The 19,039-nt window shown below is 69.5% G+C and carries 17 protein-coding genes and 1 pseudogene; 13 read left to right on the top strand and 5 right to left on the bottom strand.

The features are described 5' to 3' along the window. Positions 1-140: 140 nt before the first annotated feature. The 4 genes from mshD (at position 141) to K9S39_RS19785 (ending at position 5,611) form a co-directional block, all read left to right on the top strand. On the top strand, positions 141-1,133 hold the full coding sequence (gene mshD, locus K9S39_RS19800) for a mycothiol synthase (protein ID WP_248864700.1): 993 nt from the start codon (positions 141-143) through the stop codon (positions 1,131-1,133). 413 nt (positions 1,134-1,546) lie between these two features. Then, positions 1,547-3,844, top strand: coding sequence for an RNA degradosome polyphosphate kinase (locus K9S39_RS19795; protein ID WP_319949565.1), 2,298 nt, complete (start codon positions 1,547-1,549; stop codon positions 3,842-3,844). After that, positions 3,807-5,183: a CHAD domain-containing protein gene (locus K9S39_RS19790; RefSeq protein ID WP_248864698.1), complete on the top strand. Its 1,377-nt coding sequence runs from the start codon at positions 3,807-3,809 to the stop codon at positions 5,181-5,183. The genes K9S39_RS19795 and K9S39_RS19790 overlap by 38 nt, the downstream gene beginning before the upstream one ends. Then, positions 5,180-5,611 (top strand): NUDIX hydrolase, encoded by a 432-nt coding sequence (locus K9S39_RS19785; RefSeq protein WP_248864697.1) that lies wholly within the window; start codon positions 5,180-5,182, stop codon positions 5,609-5,611. Before K9S39_RS19790 ends, K9S39_RS19785 begins: the two co-directional genes overlap by 4 nt. Before the next feature lie 432 nt (positions 5,612-6,043). Here the strand turns inward: K9S39_RS19785 and K9S39_RS19780 are convergent, their stop codons facing one another. Next, positions 6,044-6,241, bottom strand: coding sequence for a DUF397 domain-containing protein (locus K9S39_RS19780; protein WP_248864696.1), 198 nt, complete (start codon positions 6,239-6,241; stop codon positions 6,044-6,046). Further along, positions 6,238-7,074: a helix-turn-helix domain-containing protein gene (locus K9S39_RS19775; RefSeq protein ID WP_248868865.1), complete on the bottom strand. Its 837-nt coding sequence runs from the start codon at positions 7,072-7,074 to the stop codon at positions 6,238-6,240. Before K9S39_RS19775 ends, K9S39_RS19780 begins: the two co-directional genes overlap by 4 nt. Positions 7,075-7,185: 111 nt before the next feature. Between K9S39_RS19775 and K9S39_RS19770 the strand changes: the two genes are divergently transcribed. The 6 genes and pseudogenes from K9S39_RS19770 (at position 7,186) to K9S39_RS19750 (ending at position 11,139) form a co-directional block, all read left to right on the top strand. Beyond that, positions 7,186-7,677 carry a hypothetical protein gene (locus tag K9S39_RS19770; protein ID WP_248864695.1) on the top strand — a complete coding sequence of 164 codons (492 nt, stop codon included), beginning with the start codon at positions 7,186-7,188 and terminating at the stop codon, positions 7,675-7,677. 341 nt (positions 7,678-8,018) lie between these two features. Next, complete coding sequence (locus K9S39_RS42125) at positions 8,019-8,147, top strand: hypothetical protein (RefSeq protein WP_283112500.1); 129 nt, start codon at positions 8,019-8,021, stop codon at positions 8,145-8,147. A gap of 401 nt (positions 8,148-8,548) precedes the next feature. Then, positions 8,549-8,755, top strand: coding sequence for a hypothetical protein (locus tag K9S39_RS19765; protein ID WP_248864694.1), 207 nt, complete (start codon positions 8,549-8,551; stop codon positions 8,753-8,755). Beyond that, positions 8,739-9,263, top strand: a complete 525-nt coding sequence (locus K9S39_RS19760; RefSeq protein WP_248864693.1) for a DUF6879 family protein — start codon at positions 8,739-8,741, stop codon at positions 9,261-9,263. The genes K9S39_RS19765 and K9S39_RS19760 overlap by 17 nt, the downstream gene beginning before the upstream one ends. Beyond that, positions 9,247-10,083 (top strand): annotated as a pseudogene (locus tag K9S39_RS19755) (Scr1 family TA system antitoxin-like transcriptional regulator). The gene K9S39_RS19760 and the pseudogene K9S39_RS19755 overlap by 17 nt, the downstream one beginning before the upstream one ends. A 612-nt stretch (positions 10,084-10,695) precedes the next feature. Beyond that, positions 10,696-11,139, top strand: coding sequence for a glycine-rich domain-containing protein (locus tag K9S39_RS19750; RefSeq protein ID WP_248864692.1), 444 nt, complete (start codon positions 10,696-10,698; stop codon positions 11,137-11,139). An 863-nt stretch (positions 11,140-12,002) separates the two neighbouring features. Here the strand turns inward: K9S39_RS19750 and K9S39_RS19745 are convergent. Beyond that, on the bottom strand, positions 12,003-13,010 hold the full coding sequence (locus tag K9S39_RS19745) for an aldo/keto reductase (RefSeq protein ID WP_248864691.1): 1,008 nt from the start codon (positions 13,008-13,010) through the stop codon (positions 12,003-12,005). Positions 13,011-13,271: 261 nt separating this feature from the next. On the opposite strand from K9S39_RS19745, the gene K9S39_RS19740 reads away from it, so the two are divergent. Further along, a complete protein-coding gene (locus tag K9S39_RS19740; RefSeq protein ID WP_248864690.1) occupies positions 13,272-14,141 on the top strand; it encodes a helix-turn-helix domain-containing protein in 870 nt (289 codons plus the stop codon). A gap of 126 nt (positions 14,142-14,267) precedes the next feature. Here the strand turns inward: K9S39_RS19740 and K9S39_RS19735 are convergent, their stop codons facing one another. After that, positions 14,268-14,999 carry a class I SAM-dependent methyltransferase gene (locus K9S39_RS19735; RefSeq protein ID WP_248868864.1) on the bottom strand — a complete coding sequence of 244 codons (732 nt, stop codon included), beginning with the start codon at positions 14,997-14,999 and terminating at the stop codon, positions 14,268-14,270. A gap of 377 nt (positions 15,000-15,376) precedes the next feature. Between K9S39_RS19735 and K9S39_RS19730 the strand changes: the two genes are divergently transcribed. Both K9S39_RS19730 and K9S39_RS19725 read left to right on the top strand, forming a co-directional pair. Next, positions 15,377-16,849, top strand: coding sequence for a D-inositol-3-phosphate glycosyltransferase (locus K9S39_RS19730; protein WP_406707973.1), 1,473 nt, complete (start codon positions 15,377-15,379; stop codon positions 16,847-16,849). Beyond that, the gene (locus tag K9S39_RS19725) at positions 16,842-17,396 is read left to right on the top strand and encodes a type III secretion system chaperone family protein (RefSeq protein ID WP_248864689.1); all 555 of its coding nucleotides are present in this window, start codon (positions 16,842-16,844) and stop codon (positions 17,394-17,396) included. Before K9S39_RS19730 ends, K9S39_RS19725 begins: the two co-directional genes overlap by 8 nt. Before the next feature lie 94 nt (positions 17,397-17,490). Here K9S39_RS19725 and K9S39_RS19720 read toward each other — a convergent pair whose 3' ends face one another. After that, positions 17,491-18,909: an alpha/beta hydrolase family protein gene (locus tag K9S39_RS19720; RefSeq protein WP_248864688.1), complete on the bottom strand. Its 1,419-nt coding sequence runs from the start codon at positions 18,907-18,909 to the stop codon at positions 17,491-17,493. Positions 18,910-19,039: the final 130 nt, after the last annotated feature.

Below are 19,039 nucleotides of genomic sequence, written 5' to 3'. Positions count from 1 at the left end.
GACAACGGTCAGAGGTGTCCGAGCGGACGGCAGCTTATTGTCGACGCGCGTAGCGCAACAGGGGGAGACGGGTTACGAGCTGGTTGCCGGGGAGCGTCGGCGTCCCGGCTCAGACCTCGGCGGAGACGTACGCTTCAGGCATGACTGACGCGCTACACGAGATGGGCCGGCCCGGCCGCAGGATCCAGGTGGCCGACGAGCTGGCGCCGGAAGAGGCCGCGGCCGTCCTTGAGCTGATCGAGCGGGCCACGCGGACGGACGGGCAGCCGGCCGTGTCCGAGCAGGGGCGCTTGCAGCTGCGCGGGGGCCGGCGCAATCAAGAGGAATCATCGCGCAGCGATTCCGGCTGGGGCGGTGGCGGGCGACGGGAGGGCGTGCGCCATCTGTCGGTGTATGTGCCCGTGGAGGACACGGAGGAGCTGGTCGGGTACGCGCAGCTGGAGGACACCGACCCGGTGGAGGCGCCGGCCGCCGAGCTGGTCGTCCACCCCGGGCACCGTGGCCGCGGGCACGGCCGGGCGCTGGGCACCGAGCTGCTGGCGCAGTCCGGGCGGCGGCTGCGGGTGTGGGCGCACGGCGGGCATCCGGCCGCCCGGCACCTCGCCCAGACCCTCGGTCTGACGATGTTCCGCGAGCTGCGGCAGATGCGGCGCTCGCTGGCCGACCTGGAACTGGCGGATCCGGTGCTCCCCGAGGGGGTGTCCGTACGGACCTTCCAGCCGGGTGCCGACGACGCGGCCTGGCTGGAGGTGAACGCGGCGGCCTTCGCCCACCACCCGGAGCAGGGCACGCTGACCCAGCGTGACCTGGACGCGCGGATGGCCGAGCCGTGGTTCGACCCCAAGGGCTTCTTCCTCGCGGAGCGGGAGGGGCGGCTGGTCGGCTTCCACTGGACCAAGGTGCATGCCGAGGAGGGGCTCGGCGAGGTGTATGTCCTCGGGATCGCGCCGGGGGCCCAGGGCGGCGGCCTGGGCAAGGCGCTGACCGCGATCGGGCTGCGGCATCTGGCGGCGCAGGGGCTGCCGACGGCGATGCTGTATGTGGACGCGGACAACATGGCGGCGGTGAGCGTGTACGAGCGGCTGGGGTTCGTCACGCATGAGACGGACCTGATGTACCGCTCGGAGACGTGAGGGGCGGGGAGCAGAGGGCGTAGGGGGAGCAGGGGGAACAGGGGACGGTGATGGGGCGGGGCTGCTCACGCGGGCCGGGCTGCTCACCCTTCCACCAGCCGCGCGGTGGGACGCGCTCCCACGCGATGAACGCGCTCCCCATGCGCTCCCTGTGCGGCGGAATGCGCGCCCTCGCCGCCCCCGGTGCCCTGCGCCCCCGACGCACCCCGCACGCCCGGGAAAAACCCGGCAAACCCCCTGGGAGTAGCGCCCCGCTTGCCTGTCAGCCATGTCCGCGTTACCAGCGATTCAATATCGCTTGCGAGCATCACCGAATGCAGCCCGCTGTGCCGAAGGCCCTGAAATCAGGGCTCCGCGTCGCTTCGCCTCCTCCTGACGCGCCCGGAACGCCCGGAGCGCGGAAGAATGGGTTCATGAACCAGCAGTCCAGTGCTCAGGCCCAGGACCGGCCCGGGACTCCCGTCGCGAAGCCGGAGAACGCCCGTGCCGAGGCCGCGGGCCCCGCTGCCCAGCCGTCGGTCGGCTCCATCGCCGCCCACCGGCCGCATGCCGTCGGTGTGCCGTTGCCCGAGCTGGAGCCGGATCTGGACGCCGATCTGGATTCGTACGAGGAGCACGGCGTCCCGGGCGCGAACGGCGTGGAGCTGCCCAGAGGCCGCTTCCTGGACCGGGAGCGCAGCTGGCTGGGGTTCAACGAGCGGGTGCTGGAGCTGGCCGAGGACCCGGCGACCCCGCTGCTCGAACGGGCGAACTTCCTGGCGATCTTCGCCAGCAACCTGGACGAGTTCTTCATGGTCCGGGTGGCCGGCCTCAAGCGCCGGATAGCCACCGGTGTCGCCACCCGCTCCGCGTCCGGGCTGCAGCCCCGTGAGGTGCTGGAGCTGATCTGGACGCGCTCGCGCGAGCTCATGGCCCGGCATGCCGCCTGCTACCAGCAGGACGTCGCCCCCGCCCTGGCCGACGAGGGCATCCACCTGATCCGCTGGCCCGACCTGACCGAGAAGGAACAGGCCCGCCTGTTCACCCTCTTCCGCCAGCAGATCTTCCCGGTCCTCACCCCGCTGGCCGTGGACCCCGCGCACCCCTTCCCGTACATCTCCGGCCTGTCGCTGAACCTGGCCGTCGTCGTACGCAACCCGGTCAGCGGCCACGACCACTTCGCGCGGGTCAAGGTGCCGCCGCTGCTCTCCCGCTTCCTGGAGGCGTCCCCGCAGCGCTACGTCCCCATCGAGGACGTCATCGCCGCCCACCTGGAGGAGCTGTTCCCGGGGATGGAGGTGCGGGCGCACCACATGTTCCGGGTCACCCGTAACGAGGACCTGGAGGTGGAGGAGGACGACGCGGAGAATCTGCTCCAGGCGCTGGAGAAGGAGCTGATGCGGCGGCGGTTCGGCCCGCCGGTCCGCCTGGAGGTCGAGGAGTCCATCGACCCGGGAGTCCTGGACCTGCTCGTCCAGGAGCTGAAGGTCTCGGAGGCCGAGGTCTATCCGCTGCCCGGCCCGCTGGACCTGACCGGTCTGTTCGGTATCGGGGCGCTGGACCGGCCCGAGCACAAGTACCCCAAGTTCGTCGCCGGCACCCACCGTGATCTGGCCGAGGTGGAGTCCGCGACCGCGCCCGACATCTTCGCCGCGCTGCGCGCCCGTGACGTCCTGCTGCACCACCCGTACGACTCCTTCTCCACCTCCGTGCAGGCGTTCCTGGAGCAGGCCGCCGCCGACCCGGACGTCCTCGCGATCAAGCAGACCCTGTACCGGACCTCCGGTGAGGACTCCCCGATCGTCGACGCCCTGATAGACGCCGCCGAGTCGGGCAAGCAGGTGCTGGTCCTCGTCGAGATCAAGGCGCGCTTCGACGAACAGGCCAACATCAAGTGGGCGAGGAAGCTGGAGGAGTCCGGCTGCCATGTGGTCTACGGCCTGGTGGGGCTCAAGACGCACTGCAAGCTGTCGCTCGTCGTCCGCCAGGAAGGCGAGATGCTGCGCCGCTACTCCCATGTGGGGACCGGCAACTACCATCCGAAGACGGCCCGGATGTACGAGGACCTGGGGCTGCTGACCGCGGACCCGCAGGTCGGCGCCGACCTCTCCGACCTCTTCAACCGGCTCAGCGGATACTCCCGCCGGGAGACCTACCGGCGTCTCCTCGTCGCCCCCAAGTCCCTGCGCGACGGCCTGATCCAGCGCATCACCAAGGAGACCGCGCACCACCGGGCCGGGCGGCCCGCCTTCATCCGTATCAAGGTCAACTCGATGGTCGACGAGGCCGTCATCGACGCGCTCTACCGCGCCTCGCAGGCCGGTGTGCCGGTCGACATCTGGGTGCGCGGCATCTGCGCGCTGCGCCCGGGGGTCGCGGGCCTGAGCGAGAACATCCGCGTCCGCAGCGTCCTCGGCCGCTTCCTGGAGCACTCCCGGATATTCGCCTTCGGCAACGGCGGCGAGCCCGAGGTGTGGCTGGGCAGCGCCGACATGATGCACCGGAATCTGGACCGGCGGATCGAGGCCCTGGTGCGGGTCACCGACCCGGCGCACCGCGTCGCCCTCAACAGGCTGCTGGAGACCGGCACTTCGGACGCCACCTCGTCCTGGCACCTGGGCCCGGACGGCGACTGGACCCGGCACGCGGTGGACGCGGACGGTGTGCCGCTGCGCAACGTACAGGAAATGCTCATTGACGCCCGGAGGCGCCGGCGTGGCTCAGCGACCTGACCAGCCGACCGGGGGACCGGCCGGTCTCCTCGGCATCGGATACGAGCCCGGCGGCGCGCCCGGGGCTCGCGCCGCGGTGGTGGACGGGCCACAGGCGCGCGTGGGCGAGGCCCCGGGGACCGGAGAGGCCCGGTTGCACGGACAGCAGTCCTCGGGGACCGGTGAGCACCGGACGTACGGACCGCAGCCCCCGCCGAGCGCGCCCGACGGGCACCCGGCCTCCTCCGCCCCTTCTCCCTCTCCCGGCTCGCCGCTCGCCGGGCGGACCGCCGGGGAACTGCTCGCCGACTACCTGCACCGGCAGTCCGCGGACTTCCTGCGCAGCCTGCGGCTGCACCGCGAGAGCGGCTCGGACGCGGAGGGCGCGGGCGAGGCGGCCCGGCAGCTGTGCAGCGCCGCACGCCGGATCAGCGCCACCCTGCACACCTTCCGTCCGCTGACCGACGAGACCTGGGCCGACCAACTCCAGGCGGAACTGGGCTGGTTGTCCGGCACCCTGGCCCGCGAACAGGCGTGTGCGGCCCGCCGCGACCGGCTGATGGCGGCGCTGCAGCGGCTGACCGGACGGGGAGAGCGGGCCGAACGCGGCGGCCGCGGTGATCGGGGCGGCCGGGGCGGCCGCGGTGGCCGGGGTGGCCGGGGTGGCCGGGGTGACCACGCCGGAGCCGGTACGGCGGCGGGCACGCGGACGGCCGCCGCCCGGGCCGCCGAGCCGGAGGCCGAGGGCGCGCTGTCGGCCGGCGCGGCGCGGGCCGGGGCGCTCCTGGACCGCCAGCTCACACTGGCCCGCACCCGCGCGCACTCCGCCGCGCTCCAGGCCCTCGGCTCCTCCCGCTTCCACGCCGTCGCCGACTCCGTGGCGGTGCTCGCCTCGGAGGCGCCACTGGACCGGGCGGCCGCCGAGGTGCCGGCGGCCGAGGCGCTGCCGCCCCTCGCCGAGCAGGCCCACCGGCGGCTCGCGGACGCGGTCGCCGCCCTGCCGCTGTCCCGCGCCGGCCATCCGTACAACGCCGACGCGCTGGCCGCCGACCACCGCCAGGACGCGCCCTGGCACCAGGTCCGGGCGCTGGTGCGGCTCAGCCGCTACGCCCAGGAGGTCGTCGCCCCCGACCACGCAGACCCCCGCCTGCTGGAGGCCGGCCACGCGCTGGAGCGCCACCGCGACGCCGCGGAGGCCGCCGCCGCGGCCGCCGCCGCGGCCCGCACCCCCCGAATCGCCCCGGCCACGGCGTACGCCCTGGGAGTCCTGCACGCCGACCAGCGCCATGAGGTGGAGGCGGCCCGCTTCGCGTTCGGACGGGTGTGGCTGCCGGGCGAGTGGAGCGGGGGTCGGATGTGACGGCACCTCAGGAACCGGTCAGGGCGGCGGGATGCGTCCTGTGGCGCCGGTCACCTTCCGGCGACGGCATCGAACTTGCCCTGATCAGGCGACCGAAGTGGGCAGACTGGTCCCACCCGAAAGGCAAGCTGAAGCCCGGGGAGGACGCCCTGCAGGGAGCGATCCGCGAAACGCTGGAAGAGACCGGCATGACGTGCAAACTCGGGCCCGAGCTGCCGACCGTCCGATACCTGGTCGACAACCGCCCGAAGGAGGTCCGCTACTGGGCGGCCGAGGCTACTGGCGGCTCGTTCGAGCCGAACAGGGAGGTTGACTACCTGCTGTGGCTACCTCCCGCCACGGCATGCAGCTACCTCACGCAGGAGCAGGACAAGGAGCTGGTCGCCGCCCTGCTCAGCACCCTTCACGTGACCGGGGAGGGGCTGTGATGGCAGCGCAGGAGGCTACCGGCTGGAGCGGGCGGGCCAAGGTAAGCGTGGATGACTGGATAGCCGCTGAACTGGAGAATGCACCGGAGCCTACTTCGGAGCAGAGAGGCACCCTTGCGGCTCTGTTCGATGGCGTCCAGATGGCAGAAGTCGCCTGAACCCATTCAGGAGCCCGTACGAGGAGGATTGATCGCCTTGTACGGGCTCTTTCCTATGGGGCGACCCGAGGGGTAGGGAAAGATCAGTAAAGTCAGGCGCCTGCCGCAACACTGAGCATGGCTAGCGGTTCGCGCGCGCCGACTGTCACGCTCATGGCAATCCAGCGTGAAGATTGCCTGACCTCCCTCACCCCATATGGCCGGCTGCACCACAGAGGGCACACGAAGCCCCGCTACTCTCGCGCTGGGAGTGGCGGGGCTTCGGGGGTGGAGGTCACGCGTCAAACTCGCCGGCTTTCGCGGCCGACACGAATGACGACCAGGCGGACGGCTCGAAGGCAAGCTGCGGGCCGTACGGGTCCTTGCTGTCGCGGACGGGGACGATGTCGGGGAGATTGGCGGCAACCTCAACGCAATCGCCGCCGTTGTTGCTGTAGGAGGACTTGACCCAGCGGGGGGAGTCGGTTGTCACGGGGTGCCCTTTCGTACCTGCTCGATCATGGCCATGGATGCCGCTTGGGACATAGCTACGGCCTGTAGCTGATGGTAAGCCGTCAGCACGGGCGCCACGGACGTACTCTCTCGGTCCAGGTTTCCTTGAGCTTGGGATTCGGCGTAGCAGATCAGGGACCGGTCCGGCAGCGTCAGGAGGTTGACGGGCAGGTCAAACGTACGGCGCTCCCCTATCTCGTACGGTGCCACCTGCAACAGCGTGTTCGGCAGCTCGGCAAACTCGACCAGCCGCGCCAACTGTGCGTCCATGACAGTGGAGCCGCCGACCGGCCGCCGGATACAGCTTTCGTCCATGGTCACAAACACCATGGGTGGCCGAGCCCGTACGAGCGCCGCTTGACGTTCCGCCAGAAACGCGACGCGTTCATCCGCCTGTTCGGGCGTGATGGCGCCCCGCCGCACGGCGCTATCCGCCAACACCCGTGCGTATTCCGGCGTCTGCAACAAGCCGGGGATGATCCCAATGTTGTAGAGCCTGATCTCTACGGCTCTGGCCTCGTACTTGACGTATTCCGGAAAGCCCTCCAGCAGGCCGCCGAACTTGACGTTGCGCCACTCACGCTCGAACGAATCTTCCGTGCCCTCAAGACCAAATGTGCGGTCAGCGCTACGCGAGAAGCGGGAAGTTGGAAACTTGTTGCCATTTTCAACGCCCGAGATGTGCACAGCCGAGTAGCCCATGCGTCCAGCTAGGTCCACTTGAGTCCAGCCACGTTCCTTGCGCAGCCTGCGTAGACGCGCTCCGTAGGCCGCTTGTGGCGACGCACCCGGGTTTAACTCGTTCTGATTCATCGACTCCTCCACCAACTTAGCCTCCGCAGCCAGGAAGTTGATTCGTTCCCAGGACAGCGTCACGCTGAACCTCCCAGGTAGTGGAAGCGCTACGGAGAGGAGTGCGTGATCATGTCTGCCCCCATGATCAGAACGCCGCATCAGGCCGTGAGGGACGTACGCCAGCGCCTGGACGATGCGCTGGACCTCGTGGGGCTCGATGCCGGACCCTCCGTGATCACCCAAAACATGGTCGAGGGGATCGTCACCAACCGAATCCGCCTCGCCACGCTGTCAATCCCTCGGGCCATCAGCCTTGTTCAGGCTATCGGCGGACGGGTACCCGGGACCCTGGCGCGCGAGGTAGCCAAGGCACTGGACGCCGCACTGCACACGGCCGGAATCGACACGGAGACGCCCTCGGCGGTCCTGTGGAATACCTGGACGGCTACCCGAATCATCCCTCCGTCGATGGATCACGCCCAGTCTGAGCTACTCGTAAAGACCATCAGGGAAGCAGCGATGAGCGGCACCACCGACGACCTGTCCAAGAAGAACCGCGACAAGAACAAAGAGTCGTCTGGCGGCTCCGATTCGGGCAAGAACACCGGCCGGAAGTGGTAGCCATGCGCTGCCCTGTGGAGTCGGTTCACGATATCCAGCGACTGAGTCAATGGACCTACCGCTGCGAGACGCATGGCGTGACGCTCGTGTTCCACGCTCCTGGCCCGGCTAGAACCCTCATCCCGTTCCCGGACGGTTGAGCGAGGCTCCCCCCTTCGCGGGGTGGGTCCAGATGACCCGGTGTACATCGCCAAGAACAGCGGAGCCCGATACCACGCCGTACCGAGCTGCTACACCGTCGACAAGTGCCCCGTGCCGGTCATAGCTGTCACATCCCGCAGCAAAGCTGAGCGCGACGGCCGGAAACCGTGCGGCCACTGCGTCCAGACGGAGGCCCGTAGATGACTGGGCGACGGCGACGCCGCCGGATCAACGTGGACGGCGTGTTCGTCGGCGGAATTCTCCTTCTGTGCGGTTGGGGCACGGTGGTGCTCCTCGTCGCCCTCATCGCTGCGGGCAATCTCTCATGAACTCCCGCTCTCCTGGTCCTTCCGAGTTGACGCCGGTCCAGGGAGCGGGGCATTACCCCCGGTCTGGTCGGGCCGGGCGCGTTCCGTCTCTACCCCCGAGTACAGAGGCGTGGGAACGCGAAGCGGTCGCCCGGTTGATGCGGGTGCGAGCGGGCCGGGCGACCGCCATAAGTTCCCGCCCCTGCCAGCCCGCAAGCGTCGGTTGGCAGGGGCGGGGGTCCACCCACAACCCCAAACCGCATTGGGCACGTGTGCGCCTCCAGCGGCTTGCCTAGGTAGCTGCTCACCTGGGTTTATGCGACAACGCGCATAGCCGCGTTCCTGCATAGACGCCGCTCTCGGCGCCTCGTATGGTCATGACCGACAGGCCCAACCAGGGGCATACGCAAGGGGGTTTCAGCATGGCGCGCGAGGAACTGACCCGACTCACCGGCAACGGCAACGGGACCTGTGGTGATGAGGACTGCCCAAACGTCTACCGCACAGCGAGCGGCTCACTCGTCGTCCAGGGGAGCGCGTCTGAGGCGTTTACGCCGCCGCCGGGTGAGGCCCTGGTGGAGATCCCGGAAGAAGTACTCAGGGAGGCCGTACGTGCTCTTGGATGGTGAGGAGTGGCGTCGTCGGTTCGCGGGCATCAAGCGAGAGGCATGGCGGCTTGAGGCACTGCCGCAGTACCTCGTGCCACAGGAGGCGGAAGAGTTCGCGGCCTTCCGTGAGGGACGACCCACGACCCCGTACACGGCCTCCTCGTACACAGAACGCGTCTCGCGTCAGCACGCCGAGGGAAAGCGCAACGGACGGGTGCACATCGTCACGCAGCCGCTCTCTGACTACCTGCAATTTGAGTTCACCCGCTACTACGAGCTGCACGTTCGGGCCGGGGACGACATCCGCATCCTCGACGTGACCAATCGGCACAACCCCCTTGAGGGTGTACAAGACTTCTGGATGTTCGACCGCGAAGAAGTCGTGCTCATGAACTACGAGGCGGACGGCCGGCAGATCAATCGCGAGGTTTTCGAAGGCGACGTGTCTCCGTTCATCGAATACCAGCGGATCGCGGTATCTGAGTCGGTCCCCTTCGAGGAGTACGTTAACGGTGGCCATCGAGCCTGACCAGCTCGACCAGTCTGGTCTGGAGCTGGCGGCCATGCTCAGGCGTCTTCGCAGGCAAGCCGGGCTCTCCGGAGTCCGGCTTGCTGCGCGTTGCAAAATGTCTCAGTCCAAGATCAGTCGTATCGAGGGCAACAAGCTCCGTCCGTCCTTGGTGGATGTTGAGCAGATCCTAAGAGGACTGGGTGCCTCTTCTGCCCTCGCCGCCGAAGTGATGGCCGTAGCGCGAATAGCACAGACGGAGTGGCAGGACCGCAAAGCCCTCCATCGCAAGGGGCTCGACAAGAAGCAGCTGGAACTTGCCGGGTTGGAGTCAGTCACCACGGACTTCCGCTAATTCCTGCTATCCATGACCACGGGCCTTCTTGCAACGCCGGACTACATGAGGGTTAGTATCGCCAACGCCCCACCGACACAACAGGCCAAGGCTGTCGGCATGAAGCTCGAACGCCAGGCGGTACTACTCGATCGTTCCAAGAGCTTCACTTTCCTCCTCACTGAGCAAGCAGTCAGATATCCGCTGGTGTCCTCGGATGCCATGGCGATGCAAGTTGACCGGCTAGCCTCACTTGCCCGACAGGCGAACATTCGAGTCGGCTTGCTTCCGAGGAGCGTCAAGTTCAGCAACACTCCGCTGAGTACGTTCACCATCTACGACGACCGCCTAGCAACCATTGAGACGGACCTCGGAGCAGCCGTGTTCCGAGACCCGAAAGACGTTCGATCACTCCTCGACCGTTTCGCCAGCTATGAGGAGCATGCCGTATTCAGCGATGAGGCACGGGAGTTGCTGAGTGAGTGGGCGTGGTCATTCCGCCGGTGATCTTTAGTCATCAACGCGAATAAAGCTGGGAACGGTCTGAACTTCCGAGCATTATGGGGTCTGAGGATTTCAGTCCGGGAGGTAGCACCAGCCATGTCCAATCCAGTCAGGTACTCACCGAGACCTGTTGAACTACCCCTGGAACACTGGCTACTGGAGGGCACTCCGGCACCGAACTGTGATGTGTGCGCTGCGCGGAGAGCCTTGCTGGACCAGGCGCTGAAGGCCGGCGCCTGGAAGGCCGCATGCGAGACAGCCCAGGGCATCCGGAACCACGACCGCGGTCACAGTGAGGCCGCCGTAAGCGGCCCAGGCCCCAAGTGGGTCTCGCTGGCAGCTGACGACGCCTGAGCCGACCCAACTCCGTTGGCCGCTCCCCTGGTGGGTGGGTCCGGCACCGTGGCTATTCCCCGTGGAGCGATGGTGCCCCCGTGCCGCTTCCCGTGCTTGATCTGCAAGGACAAGGGACGGCAGTAGAGACTCCCGCCCCGGCGGCGGAAACCTGGACAGACGAGCAGCCGGGGCGGGTGACCACCGCAGGGAAACTCCTGCGGCCCCACGGGCCATGCCACGGTGCAGCGGCGTGGCCCCCTCGCGAAAGAGGAGGGTGAAATGACAGTTGCCTTAGAGCAACCGGCCAAGGTCAGGCAGGGCCGCGAACTCGTTGATCCGGCGCTGTTTGAGCGCCTGGTGGACTTCTGTGCCGATGAATACGGCCTCGAACGTTGTGTTGCAGAGCGCATCCAGAACGAGGCTATCGCCATGTGCTACGTCATGGGTATCACCAAGGCGGGTGACGAAATGGCGCCGAGCAAGCAGGTGGACCCCGGATGGCACACCTTCATGCTCCACACCGAGGAATATGCCGCCTGGTGCCGGAAGAACTTCGGACATTTCCTGCACCACAGGCCGAACAGCAAGCTTCGAACCCAGGGCTTGATGACCGATGTAGTCGGGCGCATCAAGAAGCAGGGTTTCGCGGTCGACGAGCGGCTGTGGGTTACCGCATCTGACTGCAACGCTCCGACGTGTTGCAGTGACGGCCCCTGCTGCTAGGCATTCCACGCTGGCGTCCGGGCTAGTCGGTCCGGGCGCTAGTCATTTCCCAGAGAGGAGCTTCATGCCGGCATCCCATCGCGGCACTGGCAGAGTGACGGCGTTCTCGATGTTCGGGCCGGTATTCGGTTACGCGTCCAAATTCGTTGACGGCTGTCAGACTGCGTACGTCGGTCCGCTGACCCCGGGCGTTCGGTGGCCAAAGCTGTGGCAAGTGGCAGAGCGATGCTGTCGCCCAACAGCGCAGGACCGGGAAAAGGCGCAATGGATCATTACGCAAGCAACTCGCGCCTTCATCATGAGCGCGGACGTTGTTGCGAAGCTTCCCAGTGCCGAGTGGTCCGTAGGGCCCGGAGAACGACGGATTAACGTTGACGATTGGTCAAACCATCACGCGCTGGTGGTGGGGAACATGACCGTCAGCGCTCTCACGCCCGAGCAGATCTTAATAAAGCACACCTACTACCCTCAATATTTCGCGGAATGAGGGCGCTGCCGCATGAGCCACAATCACATAGAACACGAGATCACAGGGTGCCCCGGATGCGATGCCGCGGCCCATGACAAGGCAGTGCAAGAGCGCGAGAATCACCAGCGAGAAGAGCGCGCCCCCTCAGCCAGCCTCGTCCTGGTGGCCGCACTTGCTTGCCTGGTCGTGTTCGGCCTGTGGGCTGGGGCGATGGCGTTCCTATCGTACGTCGTTGACTGATCGAGTAGGACACACCGAGCTGTAATGTGCAGCAGAAAGATAGACCCGCCAGCGTAGCCCTGGGCGCCGTCCCGGCCGCCGGCGCCTTCAGGGTGCGGGCAGCACCTGTCTCCACCGTGCATCTGGCCTGACGCCGGTCCGCGCGTTGCGGGGATCAGCGCCGCCGCAGCGACGCGTCCGCGATGGCCGGCGGGACGTAGTAGCTGTCGGCGCGGTTGAGGTCGGTGCCCGGGGGGACGATGGCGTCGATGCGGTCCAGGATGTCGGCGCTCAGCGTCACCTCCGAGCCGTTCAGGAGGCTGTTGAGCTGGTCGAGGGTGCGGGGGCCGATGATGACCGAGGTGACCGCCGGGTGGGCGCGGACGAAAGCGGTCGCCAGGTGCGGGAGGGGTAGTCCGGCCTCGGCGGCGACCTTCGACAGGGCGGTGACCGCCTCCGCCTTGCGGGCGTTCTCGGGGATCGCGAGGTCGAACTTGTGGGATTCGAGACCGGCCCGTGAGCTGGCCGACAGATCGCGGCCGGAGAGCCATCCGGCGCTGAGCGGGCCCCAGGACAGCACGCCCATGCCGTACTTCCGGGTGGTCGGCAGCACCGCGTTCTCCACGCCGCGCGCCAGCATCGAGTACGGCGGCTGTTCACTGCGGAAGCGGACATGGCCACGGCGTTCGGCGGCCCACTGTGCCTCGACGATCTGCTCGGCGGGGAAGGTCGAGCTGCCGACCGCCCGTACCTTGCCGGACCGTACGAGGTCCGAGAGGGCGGCGAGGGTCTCGTCGATATCGGTGGCCGGGTCGGGACGGTGCGCCTGGTAGAGGTCGATGTGGTCGGTGCCGAGCCGGCGGAGGCTGTCCTCCACCGCGCGGACGATCCAACGGCGGGAACTGCCGCCGTGGTTGGCGTCCGGGCCCATGGGGTTGAAGAACTTCGTGGCCAGGACGACGTCGTCGCGCCGCCCCTTGAGGGCCTTGCCGACGATCTCCTCGGACTCGCCGCCGGCGTACATGTCGGCGGTGTCGATGAAGTTGATACCGGCGTCCAGCGCGCGGTGGATGATCCGTACGCCGTCGTCGTGGTCGGTGTTGCCCCAGGCGCCGAGCATCATCGCGCCCAGCGCGTACTCGCTGACGGAGATGCCGGTGCCGCCGAGGATCCTGCGCTTCATGAGGTGCTCCGTGAGGTGGGAGGGAGTGGGGAGTGGGAGTGGTCAGTGGGGGACTGGTGCGGAGTGCCGGTGGTCCGGATGGCGCCAGGGGGCAGCGCGGCGTGCGGGGCCGGTGCCCTGAGGTCGTCATGTGATCCGGGGCGTCGTCCAGTTGCCCCGTGCCCGCACCAGCATGCGCCCCGCCTACGGAGCGGACCAGGCCCGTCTCAGCCTGGGTCCGGCGGAACCACCCAACGAACCCGTCCGCCGCATACTGGACGGATGCTGCATGCTGAAGTCGAGATCAGCTCGTTCCTCAAGGCGCGCCGTGCGGCGCTCGACCCGGCGGACCTGGGGCTGCCCGGCGGTCTCGGCCGTCGTCGGGTGCGGGGGCTGCGGCGTGAGGAGGTCGCCCAGCTCGCCGGTATCAGCGTCGACTACTACACCCGGATCGAGCAGGGCCGCGCGCACGCGATCTCCGATGCCGTCCTGGACGCCATCGCGCGGGCGCTGCGGCTGACCGGCGGTGAGGTGACGTATCTACGGAATGTCGCGGTTCGGCGGCGCGCGGCCGATCACCGGCCGGCTGGCGACGGCCGGGGGCAGACCGTACGGCCCGAGATCCAGCAGCTGCTGGACGCGATGGAGAACGTTCCCGCCACGGTGATGGGCCGGGGCATGGACATCCTCGCCTGGAACGCGCTCGGCGCCCGGATCGCCTTCGACCTCGAAGCGCTCGACCCCGCCCGGCGGAATTCTGCGCTGTTGGTCTTCCGCCATCCCGAGGCGCGCGACCTGCACCCGGACTGGGACCGTATCGCCGAGGAGGTCGTCGGCAATCTGCGGGCCGAGAGCGGTCGTCACCCCGAAGACCCCCGCGTCTGCGAGGTCGTCAAGGAACTCCTCGACAACAGCGCGGACTTCCGGCGGCTGTGGCAGGCACAGGCGGTGCACGAGTGCCTGCGGGGCGCCAAGCGGATCGTGAACCCGCTGGTCGGCGAGCTCCGGCTCACCTTCGAGAGCTTCCGGCTGCCGACCGACGCCGACCAGTCGCTGGTGACGTACAGCGCACCGGCCGGCTCGGTGACGGAGGCGCGGCTGCGGGAGCTGGCGGGGAGGGTGGGGATGGCGGGGGTGGCTGTGGTCGTTTAGGGAAGCGGGTCCGGGGGCGGGAAGCCTGTTGCCCCGAGGGCCCGGGGCCTGCCCTGGTTCCCGCCCCGGGCCCCGGTGGCCTGCCGGCCCCGCCCCAGGGGCGCCCGCATGGTCTGCCCCCGGGCCTCACCCCCGCGGCGCCAGCGCCTCCCACCGCACCGTGACCTCTCCCTGTCGCCGGCGGCGCGGGTCCCCCGTCAGGGGCCAGTCGGCCGCCAGACTCCCTACGGCGGCGAGCCAGCGCTGGCGCGCGCCCAGGGCGCCCAGCGGGGCCGCCGCCGCCCAGGCGTGGTCGAAATCGCGCAGGAAGGCGTGCACCGGCTCGCCCGGCACATTGCGGTGGATCAGCGCCTTCGGGAGGCGTTCTGCCAGGTCGGAAGGGGTGCGGAGGGAGCCGAGCCGGGTGGCGAAGGTGACCGTACGCGGCCCCTCGGGGCCCAGCGCCACCCAGACATGGCGCCGCCCTATCTCGTCACAGGTGCCCTCGACAAGCAGCCCGCCGGGGGGCAGCCGCGCGCACAGCCGCTGCCATACGGCGGCGACCTCGTCCTCGTCGTACTGCCGCAGGACGTTCGCGGCCCGTATCAGGACCGGCGCGCGCTCCCGGCCGCCGGGCAGCGGCACTTCGAAGCCGCCGTGTAGGAAGTCCAGCCCCGCCCGCGCGTAGCGCTGGGCGGCCTGGACCCGCGTCGGCTCTATCTCTATGCCGACGACATGCGCGTCCGGCCGGACCGTACGGAGCCGACCCAGCAGCTCCACGGCCGTCCAGGGCGCGGCGCCGTATCCGAGGTCGACGGCGACGGGGTCGGCGGTGCGGCGCAGCTCGGCGCCGTGTTCGGCGGCGATCCAGCGGTCCATACGGCGCAGGCGGTTGGGGTTGGTGGTGCCGCGGGTGACGTTTCCGACGGGGCGGGTCCGCGTGACGTTGCCGATCGGGCGGGACCGCCTGATGTCTTCGATGGCGCGGGACCGCGTGATGTTTCCGACAGGGCGGGCTGGCGCGGACGCCGCGGCGGCGAGGGCGACGGGGACGGAGGAGCGGCGGGCCATGGCATCGAGGGTATGGGGTCGGGGGGCGGGGTGGCGGCCCGGGGCATCGCGGTCGCCGCAGGTCACGGCAGGTCACGCTGTGGCAAAGTGTGAAGACATGGCGCCGGACGGAAATGGATGGGCGATTTCTGTTGTTGGAGGGGTTCGGAGGCGCGCAGCCCGCGCCGGCTAGGAGGTAGCTCGCAGTGAGCTCATATGTGTCCCGGCTCCGCAGCCGGCATGGGGGTCCCCCCGCGCCGTCCAGGCGTGGGGGAGGCCAGTTCCCGGGCCAGGCGAGACTGCGGCTGCCCGGCGCCCCGCGACGTCCGCGCCGTGTCGCGATGCTCAGCGTGCACACCTCCCCGCTGCATCAGCCCGGCACCGGCGACGCCGGCGGCATGAACGTCTATATCGTCGAGCTGGCCAAGAAGCTCGCCTCGATCAACATCGAGGTGGAGATCTTCACGCGCGCCACCACCGGCACCCTGCCCCCCGCCGTCGAACTCGCACCCGGCGTCCTCGTCCGGCATGTCGACGCCGGCCCGTACGAGGGCCTGGCCAAGGAAGAGCTGCCGGCCCAGCTGTGCGCCTTCACGCACGGCGTCATGCAGACCTGGGCGGGCCACCGACCCGGTTACTACGACCTGGTGCACTCCCACTACTGGCTCTCCGGGCACGTCGGCTGGCTCGCCGCCGAGCGCTGGGGCGTCCCGCTGGTGCACGCCATGCACACCATGGCCAAGGTCAAGAACGCCGCCCTCGCCGTCGGCGACACCCCCGAGCCCGCCGCCCGCGTGATCGGCGAGACACAGGTCGTCCGGGCAGCGGACCGTCTGATAGCGAACACCGCCGAGGAGGCGGACGAGCTCGTACGGCACTACGACGCGGACCCGGGGAGGGTCGCCGTGGTGCACCCGGGCGTCAATCTCGACCGGTTCCGGCCGACCGGGAAAGGTGGCTACGCGGCTGTCGGCGACGCGGCCATCGGGGACGCGGCCACCGCCGCCGGACGGTCCTCCGACGGCCGGGTCGTGGAGAGCCGGGCCGCCGCCCGCGACCGCCTCGGTCTCCCGCAGGACGCGGTGATCCCGCTCTTCGCCGGCCGCATCCAGCCGCTCAAGGCCCCGGACGTGCTGCTGCGCGCGGTCGCCGTCCTCCTGGCCGAGGACCCCTCGCTGCGCTCCCGCCTGGTCGTCCCGGTGGTCGGCGGGCCCAGCGGCAGCGGCCTGGCCAAGCCGGAGGGCCTGCAGAAGCTGGCCGCGCGGCTCGGCATCGCGGACCTCGTGCAGTTCCGCCCACCAGTCGGCCAGGAACAGCTCGCCGACTGGTACCGCGCGGCATCCGTCCTGGTCATGCCGTCCTACAGCGAATCCTTCGGGCTGGTCGCGATAGAGGCCCAGGCATGCGGCACCCCGGTCCTCGCGGCCTCGGTCGGCGGTCTCCCGGTGGCCGTACGCGACGGTGTCAGCGGCTTCCTCATACGGGGCCACGACCCGGCCGACTACGCCCGCGCCCTCCACCGCTTCGTCGCCGACCCGTCCCTGGCCACCCGGATGGGCACCGACGCGGCCCGGCACGCCCAGTCCTTCGGCTGGGACACCGCCGCCTCCGCGACCGGCGAGGTCTACACCGCCGCGATGCAGGAGCACCGGCGTCGCCTACGATCGCTGCATGGCTGACGTGGCGCAGACCGTGGACGACGCACGGCGGACGATCGAGGCGACGCTGGACGACGCCGAGCTGGAGTGGGAGTCGCCCTCGGACGGCTCGTATGTCGTCAAGCTGCCGGGCACCCGCAAGCTCTCCACGACCTGCTCGCTGCTGGTCGGCCGGCACTCGCTGTCCGTGAACGCCTTTGTCGTACGGCACCCCGACGAGAACCACGAGGCGGTGCACCGTTGGCTGCTGGAGCGCAACACCCGCCTCTACGGCGTCGGTTACGCGATCGACACCCTCGGCGACATCTACCTCGTCGGCAAGCTCCCGCTGGCCGCCGTCACCCCCGAGGCGCTGGACCGGATCCTCGGCTCGGTGTTGGAGAACGCCGACGGCGCGTTCAACACCCTCCTGGAGATGGGCTTCGCGACCGCCATCCGCAAGGAGTACGAGTGGCGGGTGTCGCGCGGTGAGTCCACCCGCAATCTCGCCGCGTTCGCGCATCTGACGGGCCGGGCCGCGGAGGAGCCGGGCCGGGCTCCTGAGGGGACGGGCCGGGCTTCGGGATAGGCGGGCCGCGTCTCGGAGAGGACGGGCCGGGCTTCGGGGAGGCGGGCCGGGCCTCGCAGAGGAGGTCCGGTCAGCGACACCCCTCCGGCACCCCTCAGCGCACGAACCGAATCTCCGGGTAGCGGGCCGAGGGCCCGTCCAGCAGCCCGCCGTCCCGCCCGCGGAGCCACCGGTCGAAGAACGCCGAGACATACGCCCGCTCGGCGGCGACCGCGCGGCCGGGGTCGATGGTGCCGACCGTCTCCGTCACGGCCTTCCGGGGCAGCCCCAGCCGCCGCGCAATCTGAGGTATGAGGCTCGCGGCATCCGTATAGCCGGCATGCCCGCTCCCGCGGAGCGTCAGATCCCGGTGCCAGCCCTTACTGTGCTCCCACACCGCACCCCACGAGGCGACCGTGTGATGGGTGTTCCCCTCCTTCCCCATCAGCAGCAGCGGCCGGTCCACTCCGTCCAGCCCCACCGTCGACGGGTTCGAGGGGCCGTCGTCGCGCTGGGTGTATCCCATGACGCCGTCCATGTTCACCGCCGCCTTGATCCGCCGGTCGTCGTGCATCGTCTGTACCGCCGTGAACCCGCCGGCCGACTGCCCGAACATCCCGACGGAGCGCAGATCCAGCGCACCGCGCAGTCCCTCGGGGAGGGCGGGCAACCCGCCCCGCACCCGCTGCTCCTGCTTCCCCCGCACCTCCCGCTTCTCCGACTTCTCCCACTTCTCCAACTCGTCCAGGACGAAGCGGGTGTCCGCCACCCGGACCGCCGTCACCTTCTTCAGCAGCTCCGTGATCCGCCCGGTCTTCTGCGCCCGCGCCATCTCCGCCGGCAGGACGCTTCGTGCCACCGGGCCGTCGGGGAACTGCACCCCGGGCGGCTCGTAGGTGTGATCAACGGCCACCACCACATAGCCACGGGAGGCCAGTTCGTCGCAGAGGCTGCTCCCGAGCGAGCGGGGATCACCGACGCCGGGGGAGTAGAGCACCACGGGCAGCCGCCCGCGATGCCGGGCCACCGGCGCGCCCTGATGCGCATGGGTGCGGGTGGCCGCCCAGTCGACCTTCCCCTTCGGGATGTGCTCAAAGAAGCTGTTCCACGCGTCGAACGCCGCCGCCTCGCGCGGGAGCAACTGGGGAGCGACGGGGTACTGGCCGGGGGCGCGCGCCGCGTCTGCTTCGGCCTCCCGTCCGACACCCCGCGCCGGATACCGGACGCTCACCATCAGCTCCCGGTGCGCCTGCCCGGCGACCCAAGGATCGCCACGCTGACGGTCGAGCAAGTGGAGCGATACCGTGCCGACTTGATGTGCCCCGGTGGGCGCGGGCAGCGTCAACGGTGCTGTGCGAGCGTCTGCGTCGGGTGTGCCCACGGAGGCCGCCCCGCGTCCGGGACTGGCGGCGGGCTCCCCCGTCCCGGCCGCCATCTGGGCCCCGACCGGCACCGCGACCAGCGCCGCAGCGACCGCCAGCGCACCGATCGCCCAGCCTTTCCGCCGCACCACGCGCGCCTTCACCTTGCCCATCACACAGCCCCCGTCGGCTCGATCCGTGCGCGGCGGCGACCCGGCCCAGCCGTCCACCGCTCCTGCCGCACCGTCAGAGTCCCGTAGCCGAGCGGCCGAAACCATGGGGAAAAACCCCACTCTTGAGGTG

It is taken from the genome of Streptomyces halobius, assembly GCF_023277745.1.
In the GTDB taxonomy this organism is placed as follows: Bacteria; Actinomycetota; Actinomycetes; order Streptomycetales; family Streptomycetaceae; genus Streptomyces; species Streptomyces halobius.
Note: the sequence above shows the minus strand (reverse complement) of the source record. Positions and strands in the feature narration are given on the sequence as shown.

What these genes read in the sequence shown, in the direction of transcription:
- K9S39_RS19735 (WP_248868864.1), bottom strand. Translation starts at nt 14,999, where the DNA reads ATGGACCGCTGGATCGCCGCCGAACACGGCGCCGAGCTGCGCCGCACC.
- mshD (WP_248864700.1), top strand. Translation starts at nt 141, where the DNA reads ATGACTGACGCGCTACACGAGATGGGCCGGCCCGGCCGCAGGATCCAG.
- K9S39_RS19750 (WP_248864692.1), top strand. Translation starts at nt 10,696, where the DNA reads ATGACAGTTGCCTTAGAGCAACCGGCCAAGGTCAGGCAGGGCCGCGAA.
- K9S39_RS19795 (WP_319949565.1), top strand. Translation starts at nt 1,547, where the DNA reads ATGAACCAGCAGTCCAGTGCTCAGGCCCAGGACCGGCCCGGGACTCCC.
- K9S39_RS19770 (WP_248864695.1), top strand. Translation starts at nt 7,186, where the DNA reads ATGTCTGCCCCCATGATCAGAACGCCGCATCAGGCCGTGAGGGACGTA.
- K9S39_RS42125 (WP_283112500.1), top strand. Translation starts at nt 8,019, where the DNA reads ATGACTGGGCGACGGCGACGCCGCCGGATCAACGTGGACGGCGTGTTC.
- K9S39_RS19720 (WP_248864688.1), bottom strand. Translation starts at nt 18,909, where the DNA reads ATGGGCAAGGTGAAGGCGCGCGTGGTGCGGCGGAAAGGCTGGGCGATC.
- K9S39_RS19740 (WP_248864690.1), top strand. Translation starts at nt 13,272, where the DNA reads ATGCTGCATGCTGAAGTCGAGATCAGCTCGTTCCTCAAGGCGCGCCGT.
- K9S39_RS19765 (WP_248864694.1), top strand. Translation starts at nt 8,549, where the DNA reads ATGGCGCGCGAGGAACTGACCCGACTCACCGGCAACGGCAACGGGACC.
- K9S39_RS19775 (WP_248868865.1), bottom strand. Translation starts at nt 7,074, where the DNA reads ATGAATCAGAACGAGTTAAACCCGGGTGCGTCGCCACAAGCGGCCTAC.
- K9S39_RS19725 (WP_248864689.1), top strand. Translation starts at nt 16,842, where the DNA reads ATGGCTGACGTGGCGCAGACCGTGGACGACGCACGGCGGACGATCGAG.
- K9S39_RS19745 (WP_248864691.1), bottom strand. Translation starts at nt 13,010, where the DNA reads ATGAAGCGCAGGATCCTCGGCGGCACCGGCATCTCCGTCAGCGAGTAC.